A 23179-nucleotide genomic window follows, 5' to 3' on the forward strand; every position below is an offset into this window, starting at 1 on the left:
GGGCCGGACGCGCGGCGGCGGGAGCCTGCGGGCCGGTGGGGGTTGCTCGCGCGGTTCCCCGCGCCCCTGGGGCGGGCGGTGCACCCGGCGTTCACGACGCGCCGCAGTCCTCGCGCCCCTGGGGCGGGCGGTGTGCACGGCGTTCAGGACGTGCCGCAGGCTCTTTTCAGGGCTGGGCGTCTTCCGGGATCGAGACGACCCAGTGGGTGTTCTTGCGGGGGCGGAGGTAGAAGGCCCAGTAGAGGGTGGCCGCCGCGGTGATGCCGCCGGTCCACAGGAGGTAGGTGGTCTCCTGCTGGGTGAGGATGTACGCCAGGACCACGATGAGGAGGACCGGCATCGCGGGCCAGAGCGGCATCCGCCAGGCGGGGGTGTGCTTGTGGTGGCCCCGGCGGGACAGCAGCGCGGCGATCGCGACCAGCAGGTACATGCCGGTCACCGACACGCCCGTCACGCCGTACAGGGTGTCCAGGTTGACGAAGCAGAGCAGGGCGCCGGGGACGCCGACGGCGAGGGTGGCCACCCAGGGGGAGCCGAAGCGGCCGAGGCGGGAGAGGGCGTTGTTGACCGGGGCCGGCCAGGCCTTGTCGCGGGCCGAGGCGAACAGGACCCGGGAGTTCTGGATGACCATGACGATGCCCGCGTTGATGATCGCGAGGGCCACGCAGAGGCTGACGAACGTGCCGACCGCGGAGTTGGACCAGGCGGTGACCATGGCGCTGATGTCGCCGCCGGTGAGCGCCTTGAGGTCGGTCGCGCCCATGGTGATCGCGGCGACCGGGACGAGGATGATCACCGTGGAGATGGCGAGCGTGGCCAGGACGGTACGGGCGACGTTGCGGCGCGGGTTCTCCAGTTCCTCGGAGAGGTAGACCGCGGTCGAGAAGCCCTGGGTGACGAAGAGGGCGATGGCGAGGCCGGAGACGACGAGCATCGCGGTGACGGTGGTGGCGTGCCCGCCCGTGTCCGCCACCTGCATCGAGGTGAGGCTGCCCACGCCCCGGTGGCTGTGGGAGAAGCCGAGGACCGCCACCACGCCCGCCGCGATGACCTCCAGGACCAGGAAGATGCCGGTGATCCAGGCGTTGGCGCGCAGGTCCAGGAGGCCGGCGAGGGTCGCGAGGAGCATCACGCCGGCGCCGGTCATGGCCGGGTCGAGGTGGACGATCGGCGCCAGGTAGTCGGCCGTGCCCATCGAGATCACCGGGGGCACGATCATCACGACGAGCAGGGACAGCACGAAGACCAGCCAGCCGGCCAGGCGGCCCGCCATCGTGGAGACCATCGCGTACTCGCCGCCGGCGCTCGGGATGAGGGTGCCGAGCTCGGAGTAACAGAAGGCCACGGCGATACAGAGGAGGGAGCCGATGGCGATGGTGAGGGCGGTGGCGGTGCCGAGGGATCCGAACAGGTCGGGGACGACCACGAAGAGCGTGGAGGCCGGGGTGACGCAGGAGAGGGTCAGTAGGGTGCCGCCTACCACTCCGATGGAGCGCTTGAGCGTCTTGGGACTGTCGGGCGCCTCTGCTACGGCGTTCTCGACAGGGCGGAGCGTGTCGGTCATGCGGCGGTTCCGATCGGCTTGTGCGGATGCCTCCGGCGGTTGGGCTGCGCTGCATGGAACCCCGACGAAAACCGTGGCGTCAATGGCTGTTTACCTTCGGATTCCGCACTCGTAAAGTGAGCGAGGTCGCATCACTTTCGTAGGGTCGAACACCTCTATGGAGCAATCACAAAGACCGTTCGCCACATGACCTTGCTTTCCAAGGTCGAGAACACAAAGAACTTAAGTCACCCGTTTCATCCCGTCGGAACGGGAACCGAAGGTGAACCGCCAAAAAAAGTCGGGGCCGTCCGGAATCCAGACGGCCCCGACGAGGTCGGTCGGTGACACTCAGTGGTTGCGCGGGAAGCCCAGGTCGACGCCCGCGGGGGCGTCCGCCGGGTCGGGCCAGCGGGTGGTGACGACCTTGCCGCGGGTGTAGAAATGCGTGCCGTCGTTGCCGTAGATGTGGTGGTCGCCGAAGAGCGAGTCCTTCCAGCCACCGAAGGAGTGGTAGCCCACCGGCACCGGGATCGGCACGTTCACGCCGACCATGCCGGCCTCGATCTCCAGCTGGAAGCGGCGGGCCGCGCCGCCGTCCCGGGTGAAGATCGCGGTGCCGTTGCCGAACGGCGAGCCGTTGATGAGGGCGACGCCCTCCTCGTAGGTGTCCACGCGCAGCACGCACAGGACCGGGCCGAAGATCTCGTCGGTGTACGCCTTCGCGGTCGTCGGCACCCGGTCCAGCAGCGAGATGCCGATCCAGTGACCGTCCTCGAAGCCCTCGACCGTGTAGCCGGTGCCGTCGAGGACGACCTCCGAGCCCTCGGCCGCCGCGCCGGTCACGTAGGAGGCCACCTTGTCCCGGTGCACGGCCGTGATGAGCGGGCCCATCTCGGACGTCGGGTCGTTGCCGGGGCCGATCTTGATCTTCTCGGCGCGCTCGCGGATCTTCGCCACCAGCTCGTCGCCGATCGCGCCGACCGCCACGACCGCCGAGATCGCCATGCAGCGCTCTCCGGCCGAGCCGTAGGCCGCGGAGACGGCCGCGTCGGCCGCCGCGTCCAGGTCGGCGTCCGGGAGGACCAGCATGTGGTTCTTGGCGCCGCCGAGCGCCTGCACCCGCTTGCCGTTGGCGGAGGCGGTGGTGTGGATGTAGCGGGCGATCGGGGTGGAGCCGACGAAGGAGACCGCCTTGACGTCGGGGTGCTCCAGGAGGCGGTCGACGGCCACCTTGTCACCGTGCACGACGTTGAAGACGCCGTCCGGCAGACCGGCCTCGGCCAGCAGCTCGGCGATCTTGACCGAGGCCGACGGGTCCTTCTCGGACGGCTTCAGCACGAACGTGTTGCCGCACGCGATGGCGATCGGGAACATCCACATCGGGACCATCGCCGGGAAGTTGAACGGCGTGATGCCCGCGACGACGCCCAGCGGCTGGCGGATCGAGGAGACGTCCACCCGGCTGGCGACCTGCGTCGACAGCTCGCCCTTCAGCTGCACGTTGATACCGCAGGCCAGGTCGACGATCTCCAGGCCGCGGGCGACCTCGCCGAGCGCGTCGGAGTGCACCTTGCCGTGCTCGGCGGTGATCAGCTCCGCGATGGCGTCCCGGTTGGCGTCGAGCAGCGCGCGGAACCGGAAGAGGATCTCGGTGCGCTTGGCCAGCGAGGACTGCCCCCAGCTCAGGTAGGCGTCCTTGGCGGTGGCGACCGCCGCGTCGACCTCGTCGACCGAGGCGAACGCGACCTTCGTGGTGACCGCGCCGGTGGCCGGGTCGGTGACCGGCCCGAAGTTGCCCGACGTGCCCTCGACGGACTTGCCGCCGATCCAGTGGTTGACGATCTTCGTCATGACCGGTTACTCCTTCACAGATGGCGGCGTCGGGTCGAGACGTGCCGTTCGTAGAGCTCACGTGCCTTGACCGCGGCGGATCGGGTCGCGGTCGCGGCCACAGGTACATCCCACCAGGCCTGCGCCGGAGGCGGGCCCGACACAGTGTCTGCCGTTTCCGTCTCCACGTAGACACATGTGGGAGCGTCGGCGGCCCGCGCCTCGGCGAGCGCCGCGCGCAGGTCCTCCACGGTCTTCGCGCGCAGCACCCGCATCCCGAGGCTGGCGGCGTTGGCGGCCAGGTCCACGGGCAGCGGGGCGCCGGTGAGCGTGCCGCACTCGGAGGGGAAGCGGTAGGCGGTGCCGAACCGCTCGCCGCCCACCGACTCGGAGAGCCCGCCGATGGAGGCGTAGCCGTGGTTCTGCACCAGCAGCACCTTGATGGCTATCCCCTCCTGTACGGCGGTGACGATCTCGGTCGGCATCATCAGATACGTGCCGTCGCCGACCAGCGCCCACACGTGGCGCTCCGGCGCGGCCAGCTTCACCCCGATGGCGGCCGGGATCTCGTAGCCCATGCACGAGTAGCCGTACTCCAGGTGGTACTGGTCGTGCGACCGTGCCCGCCACATCCGGTGCAGATCGCCGGGGAGGGAGCCGGCCGCGTTGACGACGACGTCGCTCTCGTCGACGAGGGCGTCGAGGACACCGAGGACCTGGGGCTGGGTCGGCCGGACGTCGGGTTCGTCGGCCTCGTAGCAGGCGTCGACGCGCTGCTCCCAGCGCTCCTTGTCCTCGGTGTACTCGGTGACGTACGAGTCGGCCACCCGGTGGCCGTGCAGGGCCTCGCGCAGCTCCGTGAGGGCACTGCGGGCGTCGGCCACCACGGGCAGTCCGGCCAGCTTGTGGCCGTCGTGGGCGGCGATGTTGAGGTTGAGGAAGCGGACGTCCGGGTTCTCGAAGAGGGTGCCGGAGGCGGTGGTGAAGTCGGTGTAGCGGGTGCCGACGCCGATCACCAGGTCGGCGGTGCGGGCGAGTTCGTCGGCGGTGGCGGTGCCGGTGTGTCCGACGCCGCCGACGTCCTGCGGGTGGTCCCAGCGGAGCGAGCCCTTGCCGGCCTGGGTGGCGGCGACGGGGATGCGGGTGGCCTCGGCGAACTCGGCGAGGGCGGCCTCGGCGCGGCTGTGGTGGACCCCGCCGCCGGCGATGACCAGGGGCCTGCGCGCGTCCCTGACCGCCGTCACGGCCGCCGCGAGTTCGACGGGGTCGGCGCCCGGCCGTCGTACGGTCCACACCCGCTCGGCGAAGAACTCCTCCGGCCAGTCGTACGCCTCGGCCTGCACGTCCTGCGGGAGGGCGAGGGTGACGGCGCCGGTCTCGACGGGGTCGGTGAGGACCCGCATCGCGGCGAGGGCGGAGGGGATCAGCTGCTCGGGGCGGGTGATCCGGTCGAAGAACCTCGACACCGGGCGGAGGGTGTCGTTGACCGAGACGTCGGCGGCGTGCGGGACCTCGAGCTGCTGGAGGACCGGGTCGGCGGGGCGGGCGGCGAAGACGTCGCCGGGCAGGAGCAGGACCGGGAGGTGGTTGATCGTGGCGAGGGCGGCGCCGGTGACCAGGTTGGTGGCGCCGGGGCCGATGGAGGTGGTGACGGCGTGCGTGGCGAGCCGGTTCGACTGACGCGCGTAGCCCACTGCCGCGTGCACCATGGCCTGTTCGTTACGGCCCTGGTGGTACGGCATCTCGTCCGCGTGCTCCAGCAGCGCCTGACCGAGCCCGGCCACGTTGCCGTGGCCGAAGATGCCCCAGGTGGCGCCGATCAGGCGGCGGCGCTCGCCGTCCCGTTCGGTGAACTGGACGGCGAGGAAGCGGACAAGCGCTTGCGCGACGGTCAACCGAATCGTCATCGGTAACCCTCCGTGTGGTCCGGATGGAAGCAGATCCGCCACTCCCGCGTCGCACCCGGCCCCGCCATGACGTTCAGGTAGTACATGTCGTGCCCGGGCTGCGCGATCGACGGGCCGTGCCATCCGTCGGGAACGAGCACGGCGTCGCCGGAGCGGACCTCGGCGAGGACGTCCGTACCGCCCTCACGGGAGGGGAATACGCGCTGATACCCGATACCGTTCGGTCCGTCGATCTCGAAGTAGTAGATCTCCTCCAGCTCCGACTCCTCACCGGGCCGGTGCTCGTCGTGCTTGTGCGGCGGGTACGAGGACCAGTTGCCGCCGGGCGTGATCACCTCCACGGCGATCAGCTTGTCGCAGTCGAAGGCGGTCGCGGAGGCGAAGTTGCGCACCTGCCGGGCGCTGCCGCCGCTGCCGCGGTCTTCGACGGGGACCTCCGGCGCGGGGCCGTAGCGGGCGGGGAGTTGTCGCTCGCACTTCGCTCCTGCCAGGGCGAAGCGGCCTCCCGCGCCGGAGGCGATCTGGACCTGGGCGTCCCGGGGCACGTACGCGAAGTCCGAGACTCCGCTGAACACGCTCTCCCGGCCCAGGATCTGGAACTCGTTTCCCTCTGTTCGCACCGTACAACCGCCGTGCAGCGGAAGCACGATCCACTCACTGTCCCCGGTGGTGAACAAATGCGTTCCACCAGGGGCCAGTTCGACGATCCGCAGGCTGCTGTGCGCCCACCCGGCCCGCTTGGGGTCGATGTCGAGCGTGTACTGGGCGTTCGCGGTCGAACCCTTGCTCAGGTGCAGCTCGCTGGTCGTCATCAGGCCCTCACAGCAGTCCTACGGCGGTGTCGACGGCGGCGGCCACGTCGCCGTCCGCCGGGTACAGCAGTGAACGGCCGACCACCAGGCCGCGCACGGTGGGGAGTCGCAGGGCACTGCGCCACTTCTCGTAGGCGCCGTCCTGGTCGTCGCCCACTTCCCCGCCGAGGAGCACGGCCGGGAGCGTGGACGTCTCCATCACCTCGGCCATGTCGTCGGGGTCGTCGGTGACCGGCACCTTCAGCCAGGTGTAGGCCGAACTCCCGCCGAGACCCGAGGCGATGGCGATGGACCTGGTGACCGCCTCCGGGGACAGGTCGTTCTTGACCTTGCCCTCGGGGGTGCGACGGCTGATGAACGGTTCGACGAACACCGGGAGTCGGCGCGCGGCCATGTCGTCGATGGCCCGGGCCGTGGACTCCAGGGTGGTCAGGGACCCCGGGTCGTCGTAGTCGATGCGCAGCAGCAGCTTGCCGGCGTCGAACCCGAGGCGCTGGATGTCCTCGGCGCGGTGGCCGGTGAACCGGTCGTCGAGCTCGAAGGCGGCGCCCTGGAGCCCGCCGCGGTTCATCGAACCCATGACGACCTTGCCGTCGAGGGCGCCGAGCAGGAGCAGGTCGTCCAGGATGTCGGCGGTGGCGAGGACGCCGTCGACGCCGGGCCGGGACAGCGCCAGGCAGAGGCGTTCCAGCAGCTCGGCCCGGTTGGCCATGGCCAGCCGGTCGCCGCCGACACCGAGGGCGCCGCGGGCCGGATGGTCGGCGGCCACGATCATCAGCTTGCCGTCCTCGTTGAGGAGCGGGCGGCGGGAACGCCGGGCGGCCGCCTCGGCGATGGCCTCGGGGTGGTGGGTGCGGGTGTGCACGAGGGCGGAGATGTCCACCTTCACCTGCGGGGCGGGGGCACCGGCACCGGCACCGTCGGCGGAATGCGCGCCCGCGACGCGGCCGGCCCTCACAGCACCGCTCCGGCGGCGAGCGCGGCGTCGATCTCTTCCGGCGTCGGCATCGCGGAGGAGCACTCCAGGCGGGAGGCGACGATGGCGCCGGCCGCGTTGGCGTGCCGCATGATCTTCTCCAGGTCCCAGCCCGCGAGGAGGCCGTGGCAGAGGGCGCCGCCGAAGGCGTCACCGGCGCCGAGGCCGTTGAGGACGTCGACCGGCAGTGGCGGGACCTCGGCGGAGTCGCCGTCGCGGCTGACGGCGAGGACGCCCTTGGGTCCCTGCTTGACGACGGCGATCTCGACACCGGCGTCGAGGAGGGCCTGGGCGGCGGCCCTGGGCTCGCGCACGCCGGTCGCCACCTCCACCTCGTCGAGGTTGCCGACGGCGACCGTGGTGTGCTTGAGCGCCTCGGCGTAGAACGGCCGGGCGGCGTCCGGGTCCTGCCAGAACATGGGGCGCCAGTCGAGGTCGAAGACGGTCGTACCGGCCTTGGCGCGGTGGGCGAGGGCCGCGAGGGTCGCCGTACGGCTGGGCTCCTCGCTCAGACCGGTGCCGGTGATCCAGAAGATCCGGGCGTCCCGGACGGCGTCCAGGTCCAGTTCGTGGGCGTCGATCTCCAGGTCCGGGGCCTTGGGCTGCCGGTAGAAGTACAGCGGGAAGTCGTCCGGCGGGAAGATCTCGCAGAAGGTGACCGGGGTGTTCAGGCCGGGGACCGAGGTGACCCAGCGGTCGTCCACGCCGAAGCCGCGCAGCGCCTCGTGCAGGTAGGCGCCGAAGGCGTCCTCGCCGGTGCGGGTGATGACGGCGGTGCTGCGGCCGAGACGGGCGGCGGCCACGGCCACGTTCGTCGCCGACCCGCCGAGGAACTTGCCGAAGGACGACACCTGGGCGAGCGGGACACCGGTCTGGAGCGGATAGAGGTCCACCCCGATCCGCCCCATGGTGATCAGGTCGTACGCCATCGGCATCCCTTCGTCACGGCTCTCCCGTGGTTTGTAGCCCTGGTCGGGAGGTCGTGTCAATGGTTTGTCCGGACATTCGGACGACAGTATGGGAGAGGTACCCCCGGACGGGGCCCGGGTACCCCCGTGTCAACCCGCCCCGCTGACGAGCCGGCGCGCACCTTTGCCCCAGCTCTGTCACAACCACCGCTCTTGTGTCACACATGTCACGCATACGCGGGTTGTCGGTCACACCAGGTCGACAGCCGCTTGCTCACCGTCACGCTCCGTCGTTCACCGGGCACAGGCTTTGTGATCGCCAGCGCAGCGCCCGGCTCCCCCGACGACCGACTCCGGTCGCCCCCGCGGTGCGCGCAGGGAGGTGCGTCCCATGACCGACCGAAGGCTCTGGTCGTACAAGGAGATCGCTGCGCACATCCGCGTGCAGCCCGACACCGTCCGCTCGTACCGAAAACACGGACTGCTCCCGCCGCCCGACCATGTCGAGGGCGGCAAGCCCTACTGGTACGCCGACACGGTCCGCGCCTGGGTGGCCTCCCGCCCGGGCAACCGGGGCCGCAGGGACTGAGAGCACGTCAGGCCCGTCAGGCCCACGGCTCGATGACCGTCACCCCCGCGGGCCCGGCCGTGTCCATCTCCGCGAGGGCCTGTGGGGTCTGGTCCAGGGTGATGGTCCTGGTGACCAGGGAGTCGGGGTGGAGGGTGCGGGTGCGGACGAGTTCGAGCATGGCGGGATAGGCGTGGGCCGGCATGCCGTGGCTGCCCCGCAGTTCGAGCTCCAGGGCGATCGCCCGGGCCAGGGGCACCGGCGTGGTGCCGTCCGGGGACGGCAGGAGGCCCACCTGGACGTGACGGCCGCGGCGGCGCAGGGAGTTGACGGAGGCGGCGGCGGTGGCCGGGGAGCCGAGGGCGTCCAGGGAGAGGTGGGCGCCGCCGGAGGTGAGGTCGCGGACCGTCGCCGCCGGGTCGGCGGTGTCCGACGCGTCCACCCGGTGGGCCGCGCCGAACCTCCCCGCCAGGTCCAGCGCCCGGGGTGAGACGTCGACCGCCACGACCCGTGCTCCGCAGGCGGCCGCGATCATCACGGCCGACAGGCCGACGCCGCCGCAGCCGTACACCGCCACCCACTCCCCCGCCGCGACCCTGCCCTGCTGCACCACCGCCCGGAAGGCGGTGGCGAAGCGGCAGCCCAGGGACGCGGCCGTCGCGTACGACATGTCCTGCGGGATCGCCACCAGGTTCACGTCGGCGTGGTCCAGCGCGACGTACTGGGCGAAGGAGCCCCAGTGGGTGAAGCCGGGCTGGGTCTGGCGTTCGCAGACCTGCTGGTCGCCGGCCGCGCAGGACGGGCAGCTGCCGCAGGCGCAGACGAAGGGGACGGTGACCCGGTCGCCGGGGTGCCAGCCGGTCACCCCGGCGCCGACCGCCTCGACGACGCCGGCCAGTTCGTGGCCGGGTACGTGCGGGAGCGTGATGTCCGGGTCGTGGCCCATCCAGCCGTGCCAGTCGGACCGGCACAGGCCGGTGGCCTCCACGCGGACGATCACGCCGTGGGGGGCCGGGCGGGGGTCGGGGACGTCCCGGACTTCGGCGGGGGTGCCGTGGTGGTCGAAGACGACGGCTCGCATACGCGCGCGCTCCTTTCGGGGGCTGCGCGAAGGCTAGACGCCGCGGGGGCCTTTCTGTAGCGCCGGTTCCGGTTCGTCGTGGCTGGTCGCGCGGTTCCCCACGCCTCCTCCGGGCGCGTCCGACCGGGGCGCTTGCGGGTCGCCCTCGCTCAGGCCGAAGCGTTCGTGGAAGCGGCGCAGAGGGGTCGGGGCCCACCAGGTGGCCCTGCCCGTCAGGCGCATGATGGCCGGGACCAGGAGGCTGCGGACCACCATCGCGTCCATCAGGACCGCCAGGGCGATGCCGAGGCCCAGCATCTTGGTGTTGGTGACCCTGGAGGTGCCGATGGCCACCATCACCACCGCCAGGATGACCGCCGCCGCGGTGATCAGGCCGCCCGTGCGCTGGAGTCCGAGGCGCACCGAGCGCTCGTGGTCGCCAGTTCGGTCGTACTCCTCCTTGATGCGGGAGAGCAGGAACACGCCGTAGTCCATGGAGAGGCCGAACGCCACGCAGAACATCAGGACCGGGAGCGTGGTCTCTATGGAGCCGGGGCTGGTGAAGCCCAGCAGGCCCGAGAGGTGGCCGTCCTGGAAGACCCAGACGACCGCGCCGAACATCGCCGTCAGGCTGAGCGCGTTCAGCAGGACCGCCTGGAGCGGGATCAGGACGCTGCCCGTGAGGAGGAAGACCAGGAACAGGGTGACGACCGCTATGAACACCGCCGCCCACGGCAGGCGTTGCGCTATCGCGTGCTTGGAGTCGACCAGTACGGCCGCGGTGCCGGTCACCTTCGTGTCGAAGGGGGTGCGCAGTGCGCGCAGGTCGCCGACCAGGCGCTGCGCCCCGTCGCCGACGGCCTCTCCCCCGGGCTGCACCGTGAAGTACGCGGAGTCGCCCTTGACCAGGGGGCCGGTGACCCGGGCCACCTCCGGGAGGGCCGCCACCCGCCGCTCGTAGGCCGCGTACTGGGCCCGCGTGGCCCGGCCCTCGGCCAGGACCTCCAGGTCGCCGCCGGGGTTGCCCGGGAAGCCCTGCCTGATGTGCTGCTGGACGACGTGGGACTCGGCGGTGGCGGGGAGCTGGCGATCGTCGGCGGTGCCGAACTTCACGCCCGTGAAGGGCAGTCCCAGGACGATGAGCAGGGCCGTGGTGGCCACCGCGAAGAGGGGGGCGCGGCGCATGACGAGCGTCGCGGTGCGGGCCCAGGCCGTGCCCTCCGCGCCGGACGGCCGGGGCGGTCGCGCGCCCCCGCGGAACATCCGGCGCAGGTCGAGGGAGTTGACCCGGTGCCCCAGCAGGACCAGTGCCGCAGGCAACAGGATCAGGGCGGCCGCCGCGGCGAGGAGCACCACCGCCATGCCCGCGTAGGCGAAGGAGCGCAGGAAGTACTGGGGGAAGACCAGCATGGCCGCCAGCGAGACCGCGACGGTGAGGGCCGAGAAGAGCACCGTGCGGCCCGCCGTGCGCAGGGTGGTGCCCACCGCGGTCAACGGGTCGGCGCCCGTGGCCAGTTCCTCGCGGAAGCGGCGGACGATGAAGAGGGCGTAGTCGATGGCCAGGCCCAGGCCCAGGGCCGTGGTCAGGTTCATCGCGAAGACGGAGACGTCCGTGAAGGAGGTCAGGGCGCGCAGCACCGCGTTGGTGCCGAGGATGGCCACGATGCCGATGCCCAGGGGGAGCAGGGCCGCGATCGCGCTGCCGAAGACCATCACCAGCAGGACGAGCGTGATGGGCAGGGCGATCAGCTCGGCACGGGCCAGGTCCTCCTTGATGATCGTCTGCATGTCGTGGCGCACCGCCACCATGCCGCCGACCCTGACCGTCACCGGTCCGTGCGCGCCCCGGTAGTGCGGGGCGATGCGGTCCAGGGTGTCGGCGGCCGCCTTCTCGTCGCCGGTGATGCGGGCCGCTATCAGTGCCTCGTGGCCGTTGCCCGCCCGCAGGGCGGGTGACCCGGTCCCCCAGTACGAACCGACGCCCGTGACGCCCTTCTCCTCGGCCAGGCGGGCGGCCAGGGACTTCGCCTCCGCCGCCACCGCCGGGCTGTCCACCGGGGCGCCGTGGGTGTCCACCAGAAGCAGCAGGTTCGGCTGGGAGTCGGGGAACTCCCGCTCCAGCGCCTTCGTCGCGTACGTGGACTCCGCGGCCGGGTCCTCCCAGCCGCCGCTGCCCAGCCGGTCCGCGACCCCGCTGCCGGCCAGCACGGCCAGTGCGGTGACCACCAGGGCGAGCAGCAGGGAGAGCCGGGGCCGGGCGGTCACGAACCGCGTCCAGCCACCGGGCCGCGCCCCGCCCTCGGGCGTGGTGGGCTTGTCGACTTCGGTCATCCTGCGGTGTCCCCTTCACCGGGACCACTGCCCGCCGAGTACGCATCCGGTCCGCGCGCACGGCAGCATGGGTCGGTCATTGCCACTTAGACTGGCAAACACGAGTAGTCGCTCGCGTTTCACCAGAATGCGAGCGGTCGCTCGTGTTTGTCAATCGCGTTCGGAGAGCTGGGGACAACTCGTGCCCGACAAGCCCGACCAGTCACAGAAGCCCGGCGCCGGGACCACCGCGCCCGACGCCACGGGCAAGGAGCAGCCGCGCCGGCGGCAGGCGCGCGGCGAGCGGCGCATCCAGCAGCTGCTCGAAGCCGCCGCCTCGGTCTTCTGCGCCACGGGCTACTCGGCCGCCAGCACCAACGCCATCGCCCGCGAGGCCGGCGTCTCCCCCGGCACGCTCTACCAGTTCTTCCCGAACAAGGAGGCGATCGCGATCGAGCTGGGCGACCGGCTCGTCCACGAACTGCGGGACACCTACGGCGAGGCGCTGGCACCGGTCGCCCCCGGCACCCCGCTCGCGGAGGCGGTCGGCGCCGCCGTGGACCGTTTCGTCGCCTTCAACACCGAGCGCCCGGTGTTCTTCACGCTGATGCACGGCCCGGACATGCCCGGCGGCATCGCCGAGGCCCACGACGCCCTGCACGCGACCCTGGTCGGCCGGGTGGCGGACCTGCTCGTCTCGCTGCTGCCATCCGACACGGACCAGGCGCGCGTCACGCGCACGGCCCACGTCTGCCTCAGCATCTACAAGGCCGGGCTGGAGCTGGTGCTGGGCCACCAGGGCGCCGAACGCCAGGCGTACGTACAGGAGATCAAGGACGTGCTCACCCGCTACCTGGAACCCCTCGTGGGCGACCGCCTCGGAGACCCCGCCCCCTGACCGGCCCCTCCCGGCACCCCCTCCTGGCGGCCACTCCCGGCACCCCCTCCCGGCGGCCACTCCCGGCACCCCCTCCCGGCGACCACTCCCGCGCCCCCTCCCGGCGGCCACTCCCGGCGGCCACTCCCCCGAAGCTCCCGGACTGCGACAAATCCCGCATCTGCCTAAAGTGCGGGTAAACCAGCCCGATCCGGCGAGCGCCACCGCGTCCGCAGGAGCACCGCGCAGGAGCACAAGGGGACCCGCCGTGACGCACTCTCCGTCTCCCGGCCGGCCGCAGGCCCGCATCCCGGGCCCGCAGCAGCCGCCACCGCCGTACCCGCGCATCCGCACCGGCCTGTGGAGGCGCTCCCTCGGCGGCGGGCTCGCCCTGTGGGCGCTGACCGCGGTGGTCACGTACGCGACCCGGAACACCGCGCCGCTGCCGACGCTGATCCTGCTCGGCGGCTTCCTGGTACCGGTCGTGTTCGTCCTGTGGGCGTACGAGCGGCACGGCCGCGACCTCGGGGTCAGCGCGGTCCTCGGCTGCTTCCTGGCCGGCGGCGCGCTCGGGGTGCTGGGCGCCTCGGTGACGGAGTCCGGTCTCGTCCGCCCGTCCTGGGGGATGTTCGTCTCGGTCGGCCTGATCGAGGAGGCGGCGAAGCTCGGCGCGCTGGTGTTCGCGCTGCGCCGGCTCCCCGGGATCCGCGGCATGCGCGCCGGACTGGTGCTCGGGGCGGCCGTCGGCTTCGGCTTCGCGGCACTGGAGAGCACCGGGTACGCCCTCACCGCGGCCCTCTCCACGCAGGGCGCCGGCCTGCGGGCGCTGATCGAGACGGAACTACTGCGCGGGGCACTCGCCCCCTTCGGGCACGGCCTGTCGACGGCGATCGCGGGCGGTGTCCTGCTCACGTCCCGCCGCCCGAACGGCCGCTTCCGGCTGACCGCCCCGGTCGCCGGCACCTTCCTCGGCGCCTCCCTGCTGCACGCCCTGTGGGACTCCACCCACGGGGTGGCGATCTGGCTGGTGGCCCGGCTCACGGGTACCGGAGGGGGGAGGGAGCTGTTCGCCGAGGGGTACATCCCGCGGCCGACCGCCGCCCAGGAGCACCTTTTCGCGCTTTTCTCGATCGGCCTGCTGGTGCTCGTCTCGCTGCTCGGCATCGCCTGGGTGGGCTCGCTGGCGCGCCGGGACCCCTCTTGGAGAAATACCCCCTAGGGGTATAGTGTGGGGAGAGTGGGGTTCTCTCCTGGGCCCCACCGGCCCCACCCGCCTCGACGAGGAGAACGACATGACCGCCCAGACCGACACTTCGGGCTCCGTGACCGCCGTCTACAAGGTGACGGGCATGAGCTGCGGGCACTGTGAAGGTTCCGTCTCCGCCGAGATCTCCGGACTCGCCGGGGTCAGCTCGGTGACGGCCGTCGCGGCCAGCGGTGAGGTCACGGTCGTCTCCGCGGCCCCGCTCGACGAGGAGGCGGTCCGCGCCGCCGTCGACGAGGCGGGCTTCGAGCTCGTCGGCCGCGTCTGAGCGACCCGAGCAGCAGTACGCACGACGGAAGCGCATCTCGCCGCCGGGCCGCGCCGACCAGCTCATACTGGATCCGTACGGTCCGGTCCGATGTCTGGAGTCCGGACATGACCACCAGCACCACCCCCGCGTCCACCGCGGACACACCCATAGCCCCAGCGCCGTCGGCCGACGCGTCCGAGGTCGAGCTGCTCATCGGCGGCATGACGTGCGCCTCCTGCGCCGCCCGGGTCGAGAAGAAGCTCAACCGCATGGACGGCGTCACCGCCACCGTGAACTACGCGACCGAGAAGGCGAAGGTCACATACCCCCAGGGGGTTCAGGTCTCGGACCTGATCGCCACCGTCGTGAAGACCGGGTACACGGCCGAGGAGCCGGCCCCCCCGAGGCCGGAACAGCCGTCCCGGCCGGGACCGGCCCAACCGGAGCCGGACCCCACGGCCGGCCGGGACCCCGAACTCGCCGCGCTCCGCCAACGCCTGCTCGTCTCCGCGCTGCTCGCCGCCCCGGTCGTGCTGCTCGCCATGGTCCCGGCGCTCCAGTTCGACAACTGGCAGTGGCTCTCGCTGGTACTGGCCGCGCCCGTGGTCGTCTGGGGCGGCCTGCCGTTCCACCGGGCCGCCTGGACGAACGCCCGGCACGGCGCGGCCACCATGGACACGCTGGTCTCGCTCGGCACACTGGCCGCCTTCGGCTGGTCCCTGTGGGCGCTGTTCCTCGGCGACGCGGGTATGGCCGGCATGCACGACGAGTTCCGGTTCACGGTCTCCCGGACGGACGGCTCCTCCACCGTCTACCTGGAGGTCGCCGCCGGGGTGGTCGCGCTGATCCTGCTCGGCCGCTACCTGGAGGCGCGCTCCAAGCGGCGGGCGGGAGCGGCGCTGAGGGCCCTGATGGAGCTGGGCGCCAAGGACGTGGCGGTGCTCCGGGACGGCCGTGAGGTACGGGTCCCGGTGACGTCCCTGGCGGTCGGCGACCGGTTCGTCGTACGGCCCGGGGAGAAGATCGCCACCGACGGGACCGTGGTCAAGGGGGTCTCGGCGGTCGACGCCTCGATGCTGACCGGCGAGTCGGTGCCGGTGGACGTGAGCGCCGGCGACACCGTCACGGGCGCGACCGTCAACGCGGGCGGACGGCTGGTGGTGACGGCCACCCGGGTCGGCGCGGACACCCAGCTGGCGCGGATGGCCCGGCTGGTGGAGGACGCCCAGAACGGCAAGGCCGAGGTGCAGCGGCTCGCCGACCGGATCTCCGCGGTGTTCGTGCCCGTCGTCATCCTGATCGCGCTCGCCACCTTCGGCGGGTGGCTCGGCGTCACCGGCGACCCGGCCGCCGCGTTCACGGCCGCGGTCGCCGTACTGATCATCGCCTGCCCGTGCGCGCTGGGCCTGGCCACGCCGACCGCGCTGATGGTCGGCACCGGCCGGGGCGCTCAGCTCGGCATCCTCATCAGGGGGCCCGAGGTGCTGGAGTCCACGCGCCGGGTCGACACCGTCGTGCTCGACAAGACCGGGACGGTGACCACCGGGCGGATGACCCTCCAGGAGGTGTACACGGCCGACGGCGTCGACGAGGACGAGGTGCTGCGGCTCGCGGGCGCCCTCGAACACGCCTCCGAGCACCCGGTCGCCAGGGCGATCACCGCCGGAGCCGAGGAGCGGCTGGGGGAACTGCCCGGGGTCGAGCACTTCGAGAACGTTCCCGGCCGGGGCGTACGCGGCCGGGTGGCGGGCCACGAGGTGGCCGTGGGGCGCCTCTTCGAGACCGTTCCCGAGGAGCTGGACCGGGCCCGCTCCCGGGCCGAGCGGGAGGGGCGTACGGCCGTCCTGGCCGGCTGGGACGGGGTGGCACGCGGTGTCGTCGCGGTCGCCGACGCGGTCAAGGAGTCCAGCCCCGAGGCGGTGCGCGCGCTGCGCGCGCTCGGGCTGACGCCGGTGCTGCTGACCGGGGACAACCGGGCGGTGGCCGGGACGGTGGCACGGGCGGTCGGGATCGACCCGGAGCACGTGTTCGCCGAGGTGCTGCCCGAGGACAAGGTGGCGGTCGTACGACGGCTGCGGGACGAGGGGCGGACGGTCGCCATGGTCGGCGACGGGGTCAACGACGCGGCGGCGCTCGCCACCGCCGACCTGGGGCTGGCGATGGGCACCGGGACCGACGCGGCGATCGAGGCCGCCGACCTGACCCTGGTCCGCGGGGACCTGCGGGTGGCCGCGGACGCGATCCGGCTGTCCCGGCGGACCCTCGCCACCATCAAGGGCAACCTCGTGTGGGCCTTCGGCTACAACGTGGCCGCGCTCCCGCTCGCCGCCGCCGGACTGCTGAACCCGATGATCGCGGGGGCCGCGATGGCCTTCTCCTCCGTGTTCGTGGTGACCAACAGCCTGCGCCTGCGCACCTTCCGGTGAAAGTTACCGAGGGTTCGCCGCCCTGGATGTAGAAGTCCCCCTAGAGTCCGACGCGCACCTCACATAAGCTCTTCACAAGGCTCGTGCATCATCCTTACGCTTGAGCTCCGATCGCTGTATCGGGGCTCTTGCGCATCTAACGGACATATGCAAGAGACGCAGATCACAGTGATGTGAACGTAACCATCGAAGGGGTTCGAAGGTCTAAGTTGGCGATGTCGGAGAAGCGTCTTGGGGGGCGCTGACCTGGCATCTGGGGATGTCTTGGGGGACTTCCTCAGAGATGCGTTGCCGGGGCACGTACGACGGGAAGCTTTGAGCGGCCCTCCCGTGCCGTACGGGTCCCGGCAGATCGCACCGCATCACTGGTAGCACGACAAGGAGTACGGCGGGCGGTGCCCGTCGTGCTCAACGCAGCGATTCAGGCGCTGCCGCACCGAGCGCCCGGCCGGATCCCGTGGGGGGAATCCGCACCGGGACACGGGAAGGCGCCCTGGTCGCCGGCCCGTGGGGGGACCGGTGCTCCAGGGCGCCTTCTGCTATGCACGTACAGCGGGGGCGCCGTACCGGACGGCACCCCCGGGCGGAACGTGTCAGCGCTCCTCGACCGGGACGAAGTCGCGCTCGACGACGCCCGTGTAGATCTGGCGCGGGCGGCCGATACGGGAACCCGGCTCCTTGATCATTTCCTGCCACTGGGCGATCCAGCCGGGCAGCCGGCCGAGGGCGAACAGGACCGTGAACATCTCGGTCGGGAAGCCCATCGCGCGGTAGATCAGGCCGGTGTAGAAGTCGACGTTCGGGTAGAGGCTGCGCGAGACGAAGTAGTCGTCCGAGAGCGCGTGCTCCTCCAGCTTCAGGGCGATGTCCAGCAGTTCGTCGGACTTGCCGAGGGCGGAGAGCACGTCGTGCGCGGCGGCCTTGATGATCTTGGCGCGCGGGTCGAAGTTCTTGTAGACCCGGTGGCCGAAGCCCATCAGGCGGACGCCGTCCTCCTTGTTCTTCACCTTGCGGATGAAGGTGTCGACGTCGCCGCCGGTCGCCTGGATGCCCTCCAGCATCTCCAGGACGGACTGGTTGGCACCGCCGTGCAGGGGGCCCCAGAGTGCGGAGATGCCGGCGGAGATCGACGCGAACATGTTCGCCTGGGACGAGCCGACCAGACGGACCGTCGACGTCGAACAGTTCTGCTCGTGGTCCGCGTGCAGGATCAGCAGCTTGTCCAGGGCCGAGACGACGACCGGGTCGAGCTCGTAGTCCTGGGCCGGCACCGAGAACGTCATGCGCAGGAAGTTCTCCACGTAGGAGAGGTCGTTGCGCGGGTAGACGAAGGGGTGGCCGACCGACTTCTTGTACGCGTACGCGGCGATCGTCGGAAGCTTGGCGAGCAGACGGATGGTGGAGAGGTCGCGCTGCTTCGCGTCGAACGGGTTGTGGCTGTCCTGGTAGAAGGTGGACAGCGCCGAGACGACCGACGACAGCATGGCCATCGGGTGCGCGTCGCGCGGGAAGCCCCGGTAGAAGTTCTTGACGTCCTCGTGCAGCAGGGTGTGCCGCGTGATCTCGTTCTTGAACGTGGTGAGCTCGTCCACGGTCGGCAGCTCACCGTTGATCAGCAGGTAGGCCACCTCGAGGAAGGTGGAGCGCTCCGCCAGCTGCTCGATCGGGTAGCCGCGGTACCGGAGGATGCCGGCCTCGCCGTCGAGGTAGGTGACGGCGGATTTATAGGCAGCGGTGTTGCCGTAGCCGCTGTCCAGGGTCACGAGACCGGTCTGGGCGCGGAGCTTCCCGATGTCGAAGCCCTTGTCGCCGACGGTGCTGTCGACCACCGGGTAGGTGTACTCGCCGTCGCCGTACCGCAGTACTACAGAGTTGTCGCTCACGTCTTCCCTCACCGACGTAGTGCCTCATCTTCGAGGTGCCCTGACTGTCTCTACCATCCCCCATTTGGCTCAGGAGAGTGCACTCGGGGTCGACCATTGGGCCTATCGACGGCACTCAGTGCCGCCAACCTGCTCATCCTGCCCCCTCGTCCTCCCATCTGGAAGTGCCTTGTGACCTTCACGACTCATTTGATCGATCATTTTTTGTGATGCGTGGCGTCGAGAGCCTGAAGTCGAGTGCCGTACACCGCCGACCTGCCGACACGGTGCGCACCGCCTGCCCGATCGCCTTGCGCGAACCGACCAGGACGACCAGCCGCTTGGCCCGGGTGACCGCCGTGTAGAGCAGGTTCCGCTGGAGCATCATCCACGCTCCCGTGGTGACCGGAATCACCACCGCGGGATATTCACTCCCCTGTGAACGGTGGATCGTCACCGCGTAGGCATGGGCCAGTTCGTCCAGTTCGTCGAATTCGTACGGCACCTCCTCGTCCTCGTCGGTCAGCACCGTCAGGCGCTGGTCGACCGGGTCCAGCGAGGTGACCACACCCACGGTGCCGTTGAAGACGCCGTTGCTGCCCTTCTCGTAGTTGTTGCGGATCTGGGTGACCTTGTCCCCGACCCGGAAGACCCGCCCGCCGAACCGCTTCTCGGCGAGGTCGGGGCGGGCCGGTGTGATGGCCTGCTGGAGGAGGCCGTTGAGCACACCGGCCCCGGCGGGCCCGCGGTGCATCGGCGCGAGCACCTGCACGTCGCGCCGCGGATCGAGCCCGAACCTGGCCGGCACGCGGCGGGCGGCGACGTCGACGGCGAGCTTCCCGGCCTCCTCCGTCTCGTCCTCCACGAAGAGGAAGAAGTCCTTCATGCCCTCGGTGACGGGCTGCTGCCCGGCGTTGATCCGGTGCGCGTTGGTCACCACCCCCGACTGCTGGGCCTGCCGGAAGACCCGGGTGAGCCGGACGGCCGGGATCGGGCCGCCGTCGGCGAGCAGGTCCCGCAGCACCTCCCCCGCCCCGACGCTGGGCAGCTGGTCGACGTCCCCGACGAAGAGGAGATGAGCACCGGGGGGTACGGCCTTCACCAGCTTGTTGGCGAGCAACAGGTCCAGCATGGACGCCTCGTCGACCACCACCAGGTCGGCGTCGAGCGGGCGGTCCCGGTCGTAGGCCGCGTCCCCGCCGGGCTTCAGCTCGAGCAGCCGGTGCACGGTCGACGCGTCGGCGCCGGTCAGTTCGGCGAGCCGCTTGGCGGCACGGCCGGTGGGGGCGGCCAGCACCACCTTGGCCTTCTTCGCCCGCGCCAGCTCCACGATCGACCGGACGGTGAACGACTTGCCGCAGCCGGGGCCGCCGGTGAGGACAGCCACCTTCTCGGTCAACGCCAGCCGGACGGCGGCCTCCTGCTCGGGGGCGAGCTCGGTCCCCGTACGGTCCTTCAGCCAGCCCAGCGCCTTGTCCCAGGCGACGTCCCGGAACGCCGGCATCCGGTCCTCGCCGGTGCGCAGCAGCCGCAACAGCTGGGAGGCGAGGGCGACTTCGGCACGGTGGAAGGGGACGAGGTAGACGGCGGTGACGGGATCGGCGTCCGGGCCGGGGACCCTCTCCCGTACGACACCCGGGTCCTCCCCGTCGTCCGGCTGCGCCGCCAGTTCGGCGAGGCAGTCGATGACGAGCCCGGTGTCGACCTGGAGCAGCTTGACCGCGTCCGCGATGAGCCGCTCCTCCGGGAGGTAGCAGTGCCCCTGGTCGGCGGACTGGGACAGCGCGTACTGGAGCCCCGCCTTCACCCGCTCCGGACTGTCATGGGGAATCCCGACGGACTGGGCGATCTTGTCGGCGGTGAGGAACCCGATGCCCCAGACGTCGGCGGCGAGCCGGTAGGGCTGGTTCTTCACGACGGAGATCGAGGCGTCCCCGTACTTCTTGTAGATCCGCACCGCGATCGACGTGGACACCTCGACGGTCTGGAGGAAGAGCATCACCTCCTTGATCGCCTTCTGCTCCTCCCAGGCGTCGGCGATCTTCTTCGTCCGCTTCGGTCCGAGTCCGGGCACCTCGACCAGCCGCTTCGGTTCCTCCTCGATGATCCGGAGGGTGTCGACGCCGAAGTGCTGGGTGATGCGGTCGGCGAACACCGGTCCGATGCCCTTGACCAGTCCGGAACCCAGATAACGCCGGATGCCCTGGACGGTGGCCGGCAGCACGGTCGTGTAGTTCTCGACGGTGAACTGCTTGCCGTACTGCGGGTGCGAGCCCCAGCGGCCCTCCATCCGCAGCGACTCCCCCACCTGGGCGCCGAGCAGCGCGCCGACGACCGTGAGGAGGTCGCCGACGCCTCTGCCGGTGTCGACGCGGGCGACGGTGTAGCCGTTGTCCTCGTTGGCGTACGTGATGCGTTCGAGCACGCCTTCGACGGTGGCGAGCCGCCGTTCGCCTGTGGGGGTCCCCGCCTGCTGAGCCATGGACCGACGGTACCGGTGGGGACTGACACCGGAGAGGCGGCCGGGGACGGACGGGGGCGGGCTGGGGCGGACAGGGGCGGGGCTGGGACGGAGAGGGGCGGGGCCGGGGTGTCACCTACGTGTCGGATTCCTGCCAGCCGGGGCCGGGCAGCGGGTGGTTGAGTGATCCGCATGACGCTGCATCACCTGCTCCGTGACCAGGCCCTCGCCTTCCGCGCCCGGCACGTCCCCGGACGTCCGCTCGTCCTGCCGAACGCCTGGGACGTCACCAGCGCCCGCCTCGTCGAGGACGCGGGAGCCGCCGCGGTGGCGACCACGAGCGCGGGGCTGGCCTGGGCCCTCGGCGCGGCGGACGGCGACCGGCTGGACCGGGACCGGGCCCTCGGTGCCGTCGCGCGCATCGCCGGGGCGGTCCGGGTGCCGGTGACCGCCGACATCGAGAGCGGCTACGCGCCGGACGCCGCGGGTGTCGGGGACACGGTCCGCGCGGTGCTCGCGGCGGGCGCGGTCGGCGTCAACATCGAGGACGCGCGGTACGACGGTGCCGAGGGCCCGCTGCGGCCGGTCGCCGAACAGGCCGAGCGCATCGCCGCGGCCCGCGCGGCCGCGGACACGGCGGGCGTGCCACTGTTCGTGAACGCCCGCATCGACACGTTCCTCTCGGGCACCGGCGGGGTGGCGGAGACCCTCGAACGAGCCGCCGCGTTCCTCGACGCGGGCGCCGACGGGATCTTCGTCCCCGGCGCAGTCGCCCCGGACACCGTGAAGGCGCTGGTCGCGGGGGTCGACGGCCCGCTCAACGTCATGGCGGGCCCCGGGGCACCCCCGGTCGCCGAGCTCGCCGCGCTCGGCGTCGCCCGCGTCAGCGTCGGTTCGGCCATCGCCCAGGCCGCCCACGCCGTGATCCGCCGAGCCACCCGGGAACTCCTGGACACGGGCACCTACACGGCACTGACCGAAAGCCTCGACTACGGCGAACTGAACGCACTGCTGGGCGGGGCCTAGACACAGGGCCGGCTCTCCAGCACCCCGGGGCCGGCTCTTCAGCACCCCGGGGCCGGCTCTCCAGCACCCCGGGGCCGGCCGCGAAGACGAGGACGGGAAAGGCGAGGGCGGCCCGGGCGGGGGCTTCGGAGTCCCGGACGGTTGTGCGGGCGGCGGTGGGGACGGGGGCGGTGGCTGTCCTCGCGTGCACTGGTCACCGCCCGGGACTCGGATCCGTAAGGTGGCAGCCGCTGTCGAGATCCGGCGACCGAGGGAAGCACGCGTGGTGCGAGCCGGCCTCGGCCGGAGGTGTCCGCAGGTGAGACCGTCCCGCCGGTCGGACCCCTGCGCGAGGGCACGCGGAATGCACGCCCCCGAAGGTCCCGTCCGTCAAACGCCTGCCGGACCGGAGCGCAGGGCCTCCCTCAGCCGCTGACAGACCCGTTCCACCTCGGCCGCCCTCGGGAAGCACCCCGCCTCCCCCATGGCCACCTGCAACGTGGGACCGAAGGCGTCGAACCGCGCCATGTCCTCGCTGCCGACGGGCTGCACGACGAAGTGGATGTGGCCGGGGACTCCGCCGGCATGCGACCACAGGCACACGTACACCTGCTCGGGGGTCGTCACCTCGGTGACCGCGGCGCTCACCTTCCGCAACAGCGGACCCAGTTCCGCGGACTCCTGTGGCGTCAGGTCGGCCACGTGCAGCAGATGCCGGGCCGGCTTGACCACGAGGGTGCCCAGGCCCAGGGGGCCGACGCAGTGCTCGACGACCCAGAACTCCGTGCGCAGGACGGTCCCGCCCGGCAGCGGAGCCCGGCCCGCCATGAGAGCGCACGCAAGACACTCACCGCTCATGGGCAACCTCCCCTGAATGAGCGCTCATTGGACCACGGCACACTGGCCCACGGACGCAGGTCTCGCCGCTCTGCTGGGTGGCGCCGTCGGCTCTCTCGCCACCCTCGCCGCCGCGCGCGAGCGCGTGCTCTACCGGACGGTGCGGGACTTCCGGCTCGCCGACCGCGGAGCCCTCGGCCACACGGACTGACGATGTGCACGGCGATGTCCGTGGGTTCACCGCGCGGGCGGGTCGGGTCCGTGGTGGGTTGTCGGGATC

The 23179-nt window shown here is 71.5% G+C and carries 18 protein-coding genes; 7 read left to right on the forward strand and 11 right to left on the reverse strand.

Annotated elements, in window-relative coordinates:
- Positions 1-166 precede the first annotated feature (166 nt).
- From AAW13_RS28545 to iolC, 6 genes are all read right to left on the reverse strand, one after another.
- Positions 167-1564, reverse strand: a complete 1398-nt coding sequence (locus AAW13_RS28545) for an APC family permease (protein ID WP_046731502.1) — start codon at positions 1562-1564, stop codon at positions 167-169.
- A gap of 330 nt (positions 1565-1894) precedes the next feature.
- Positions 1895-3397, reverse strand: coding sequence for a CoA-acylating methylmalonate-semialdehyde dehydrogenase (mmsA, locus tag AAW13_RS28550; RefSeq protein WP_046731501.1), 1503 nt, complete (start codon positions 3395-3397; stop codon positions 1895-1897).
- A 14-nt stretch (positions 3398-3411) separates the two neighbouring features.
- Positions 3412-5283: a 3D-(3,5/4)-trihydroxycyclohexane-1,2-dione acylhydrolase (decyclizing) gene (iolD, locus tag AAW13_RS28555; protein WP_046731500.1), complete on the reverse strand. Its 1872-nt coding sequence runs from the start codon at positions 5281-5283 to the stop codon at positions 3412-3414.
- Complete coding sequence (gene iolB, locus AAW13_RS28560) at positions 5280-6095, reverse strand: 5-deoxy-glucuronate isomerase (RefSeq protein WP_046731499.1); 816 nt, start codon at positions 6093-6095, stop codon at positions 5280-5282. The genes iolD and iolB overlap by 4 nt, the downstream gene beginning before the upstream one ends.
- 7 nt (positions 6096-6102) lie before the next feature.
- On the reverse strand, positions 6103-6984 hold the full coding sequence (locus AAW13_RS28565; RefSeq protein WP_046731540.1) for a Cgl0159 family (beta/alpha)8-fold protein: 882 nt from the start codon (positions 6982-6984) through the stop codon (positions 6103-6105).
- Positions 6985-7049: 65 nt separating this feature from the next.
- Complete coding sequence (gene iolC, locus AAW13_RS28570; RefSeq protein WP_046731539.1) at positions 7050-8000, reverse strand: 5-dehydro-2-deoxygluconokinase; 951 nt, start codon at positions 7998-8000, stop codon at positions 7050-7052.
- A 370-nt stretch (positions 8001-8370) separates the two neighbouring features.
- Here iolC and AAW13_RS28575 point away from each other — a divergent pair, with 370 nt between their 5' ends.
- The gene (locus tag AAW13_RS28575) at positions 8371-8568 is read left to right on the forward strand and encodes a helix-turn-helix transcriptional regulator (RefSeq protein WP_046731498.1); all 198 of its coding nucleotides are present in this window, start codon (positions 8371-8373) and stop codon (positions 8566-8568) included.
- 16 nt (positions 8569-8584) lie between these two features.
- Here AAW13_RS28575 and AAW13_RS28580 read toward each other — a convergent pair whose 3' ends face one another.
- Together AAW13_RS28580 and AAW13_RS28585 are read right to left on the reverse strand one after the other, a co-directional pair.
- The gene (locus AAW13_RS28580; RefSeq protein WP_046731497.1) at positions 8585-9628 is read right to left on the reverse strand and encodes a zinc-dependent alcohol dehydrogenase family protein; all 1044 of its coding nucleotides are present in this window, start codon (positions 9626-9628) and stop codon (positions 8585-8587) included.
- A gap of 33 nt (positions 9629-9661) precedes the next feature.
- Positions 9662-11938 carry an MMPL family transporter gene (locus tag AAW13_RS28585; RefSeq protein ID WP_046731496.1) on the reverse strand — a complete coding sequence of 759 codons (2277 nt, stop codon included), beginning with the start codon at positions 11936-11938 and terminating at the stop codon, positions 9662-9664.
- Between the two features lie 181 nt (positions 11939-12119).
- Here AAW13_RS28585 and AAW13_RS28590 point away from each other — a divergent pair, with 181 nt between their 5' ends.
- The 4 genes from AAW13_RS28590 (at position 12120) to AAW13_RS28605 (ending at position 16734) form a co-directional block, all read left to right on the forward strand.
- Complete coding sequence (locus AAW13_RS28590; protein ID WP_420855500.1) at positions 12120-12815, forward strand: TetR/AcrR family transcriptional regulator; 696 nt, start codon at positions 12120-12122, stop codon at positions 12813-12815.
- Between the two features lie 247 nt (positions 12816-13062).
- Positions 13063-14013, forward strand: coding sequence for a PrsW family intramembrane metalloprotease (locus AAW13_RS28595; RefSeq protein WP_046731495.1), 951 nt, complete (start codon positions 13063-13065; stop codon positions 14011-14013).
- A 73-nt stretch (positions 14014-14086) separates the two neighbouring features.
- On the forward strand, positions 14087-14326 hold the full coding sequence (locus AAW13_RS28600; protein ID WP_046731494.1) for a heavy-metal-associated domain-containing protein: 240 nt from the start codon (positions 14087-14089) through the stop codon (positions 14324-14326).
- Positions 14327-14433: 107 nt separating this feature from the next.
- Complete coding sequence (locus tag AAW13_RS28605) at positions 14434-16734, forward strand: heavy metal translocating P-type ATPase (protein ID WP_046731493.1); 2301 nt, start codon at positions 14434-14436, stop codon at positions 16732-16734.
- Between the two features lie 593 nt (positions 16735-17327).
- Here AAW13_RS28605 and AAW13_RS28610 read toward each other — a convergent pair.
- Positions 17328-18617, reverse strand: coding sequence for a citrate synthase (locus AAW13_RS28610; protein WP_046731492.1), 1290 nt, complete (start codon positions 18615-18617; stop codon positions 17328-17330).
- 178 nt (positions 18618-18795) lie between these two features.
- A complete protein-coding gene (gene recD2, locus AAW13_RS28615; protein WP_046731491.1) occupies positions 18796-21078 on the reverse strand; it encodes an SF1B family DNA helicase RecD2 in 2283 nt (760 codons plus the stop codon).
- Positions 21079-21249: 171 nt separating this feature from the next.
- Here recD2 and AAW13_RS28620 point away from each other — a divergent pair, with 171 nt between their 5' ends.
- Positions 21250-22083, forward strand: a complete 834-nt coding sequence (locus tag AAW13_RS28620; RefSeq protein WP_046731490.1) for an isocitrate lyase/PEP mutase family protein — start codon at positions 21250-21252, stop codon at positions 22081-22083.
- Between the two features lie 369 nt (positions 22084-22452).
- Here the strand turns inward: AAW13_RS28620 and AAW13_RS28625 are convergent, their stop codons facing one another.
- Positions 22453-22920, reverse strand: coding sequence for an HIT family protein (locus AAW13_RS28625; protein WP_046731489.1), 468 nt, complete (start codon positions 22918-22920; stop codon positions 22453-22455).
- A gap of 16 nt (positions 22921-22936) precedes the next feature.
- Between AAW13_RS28625 and AAW13_RS46060 the strand changes: the two genes are divergently transcribed.
- Positions 22937-23110 carry a hypothetical protein gene (locus AAW13_RS46060; protein WP_167391740.1) on the forward strand — a complete coding sequence of 58 codons (174 nt, stop codon included), beginning with the start codon at positions 22937-22939 and terminating at the stop codon, positions 23108-23110.
- The last annotated feature ends 69 nt before the right edge of the window (positions 23111-23179 follow it).

It is taken from the genome of Streptomyces humi (assembly GCF_001005085.2).
Lineage (GTDB): Bacteria > Actinomycetota > Actinomycetes > Streptomycetales > Streptomycetaceae > Streptomyces > Streptomyces humi.

Coding starts and splice junctions, on each gene's coding strand:
- AAW13_RS28545 (WP_046731502.1), bottom strand. CDS start 1,564: ATGACCGACACGCTCCGCCCTGTCGAGAACGCCGTAGCAGAGGCGCCC.
- mmsA (WP_046731501.1), bottom strand. CDS start 3,397: ATGACGAAGATCGTCAACCACTGGATCGGCGGCAAGTCCGTCGAGGGC.
- iolD (WP_046731500.1), bottom strand. CDS start 5,283: ATGACGATTCGGTTGACCGTCGCGCAAGCGCTTGTCCGCTTCCTCGCC.
- iolB (WP_046731499.1), bottom strand. CDS start 6,095: ATGACGACCAGCGAGCTGCACCTGAGCAAGGGTTCGACCGCGAACGCC.
- iolC (WP_046731539.1), bottom strand. CDS start 8,000: ATGGCGTACGACCTGATCACCATGGGGCGGATCGGGGTGGACCTCTAT.
- AAW13_RS28575 (WP_046731498.1), top strand. CDS start 8,371: ATGACCGACCGAAGGCTCTGGTCGTACAAGGAGATCGCTGCGCACATC.
- AAW13_RS28580 (WP_046731497.1), bottom strand. CDS start 9,628: ATGCGAGCCGTCGTCTTCGACCACCACGGCACCCCCGCCGAAGTCCGG.
- AAW13_RS28585 (WP_046731496.1), bottom strand. CDS start 11,938: ATGACCGAAGTCGACAAGCCCACCACGCCCGAGGGCGGGGCGCGGCCC.
- AAW13_RS28600 (WP_046731494.1), top strand. CDS start 14,087: ATGACCGCCCAGACCGACACTTCGGGCTCCGTGACCGCCGTCTACAAG.
- AAW13_RS28605 (WP_046731493.1), top strand. CDS start 14,434: ATGACCACCAGCACCACCCCCGCGTCCACCGCGGACACACCCATAGCC.
- recD2 (WP_046731491.1), bottom strand. CDS start 21,078: ATGGCTCAGCAGGCGGGGACCCCCACAGGCGAACGGCGGCTCGCCACC.
- AAW13_RS28620 (WP_046731490.1), top strand. CDS start 21,250: ATGACGCTGCATCACCTGCTCCGTGACCAGGCCCTCGCCTTCCGCGCC.
- AAW13_RS28625 (WP_046731489.1), bottom strand. CDS start 22,920: ATGAGCGGTGAGTGTCTTGCGTGCGCTCTCATGGCGGGCCGGGCTCCG.
- AAW13_RS46060 (WP_167391740.1), top strand. CDS start 22,937: ATGAGCGCTCATTGGACCACGGCACACTGGCCCACGGACGCAGGTCTC.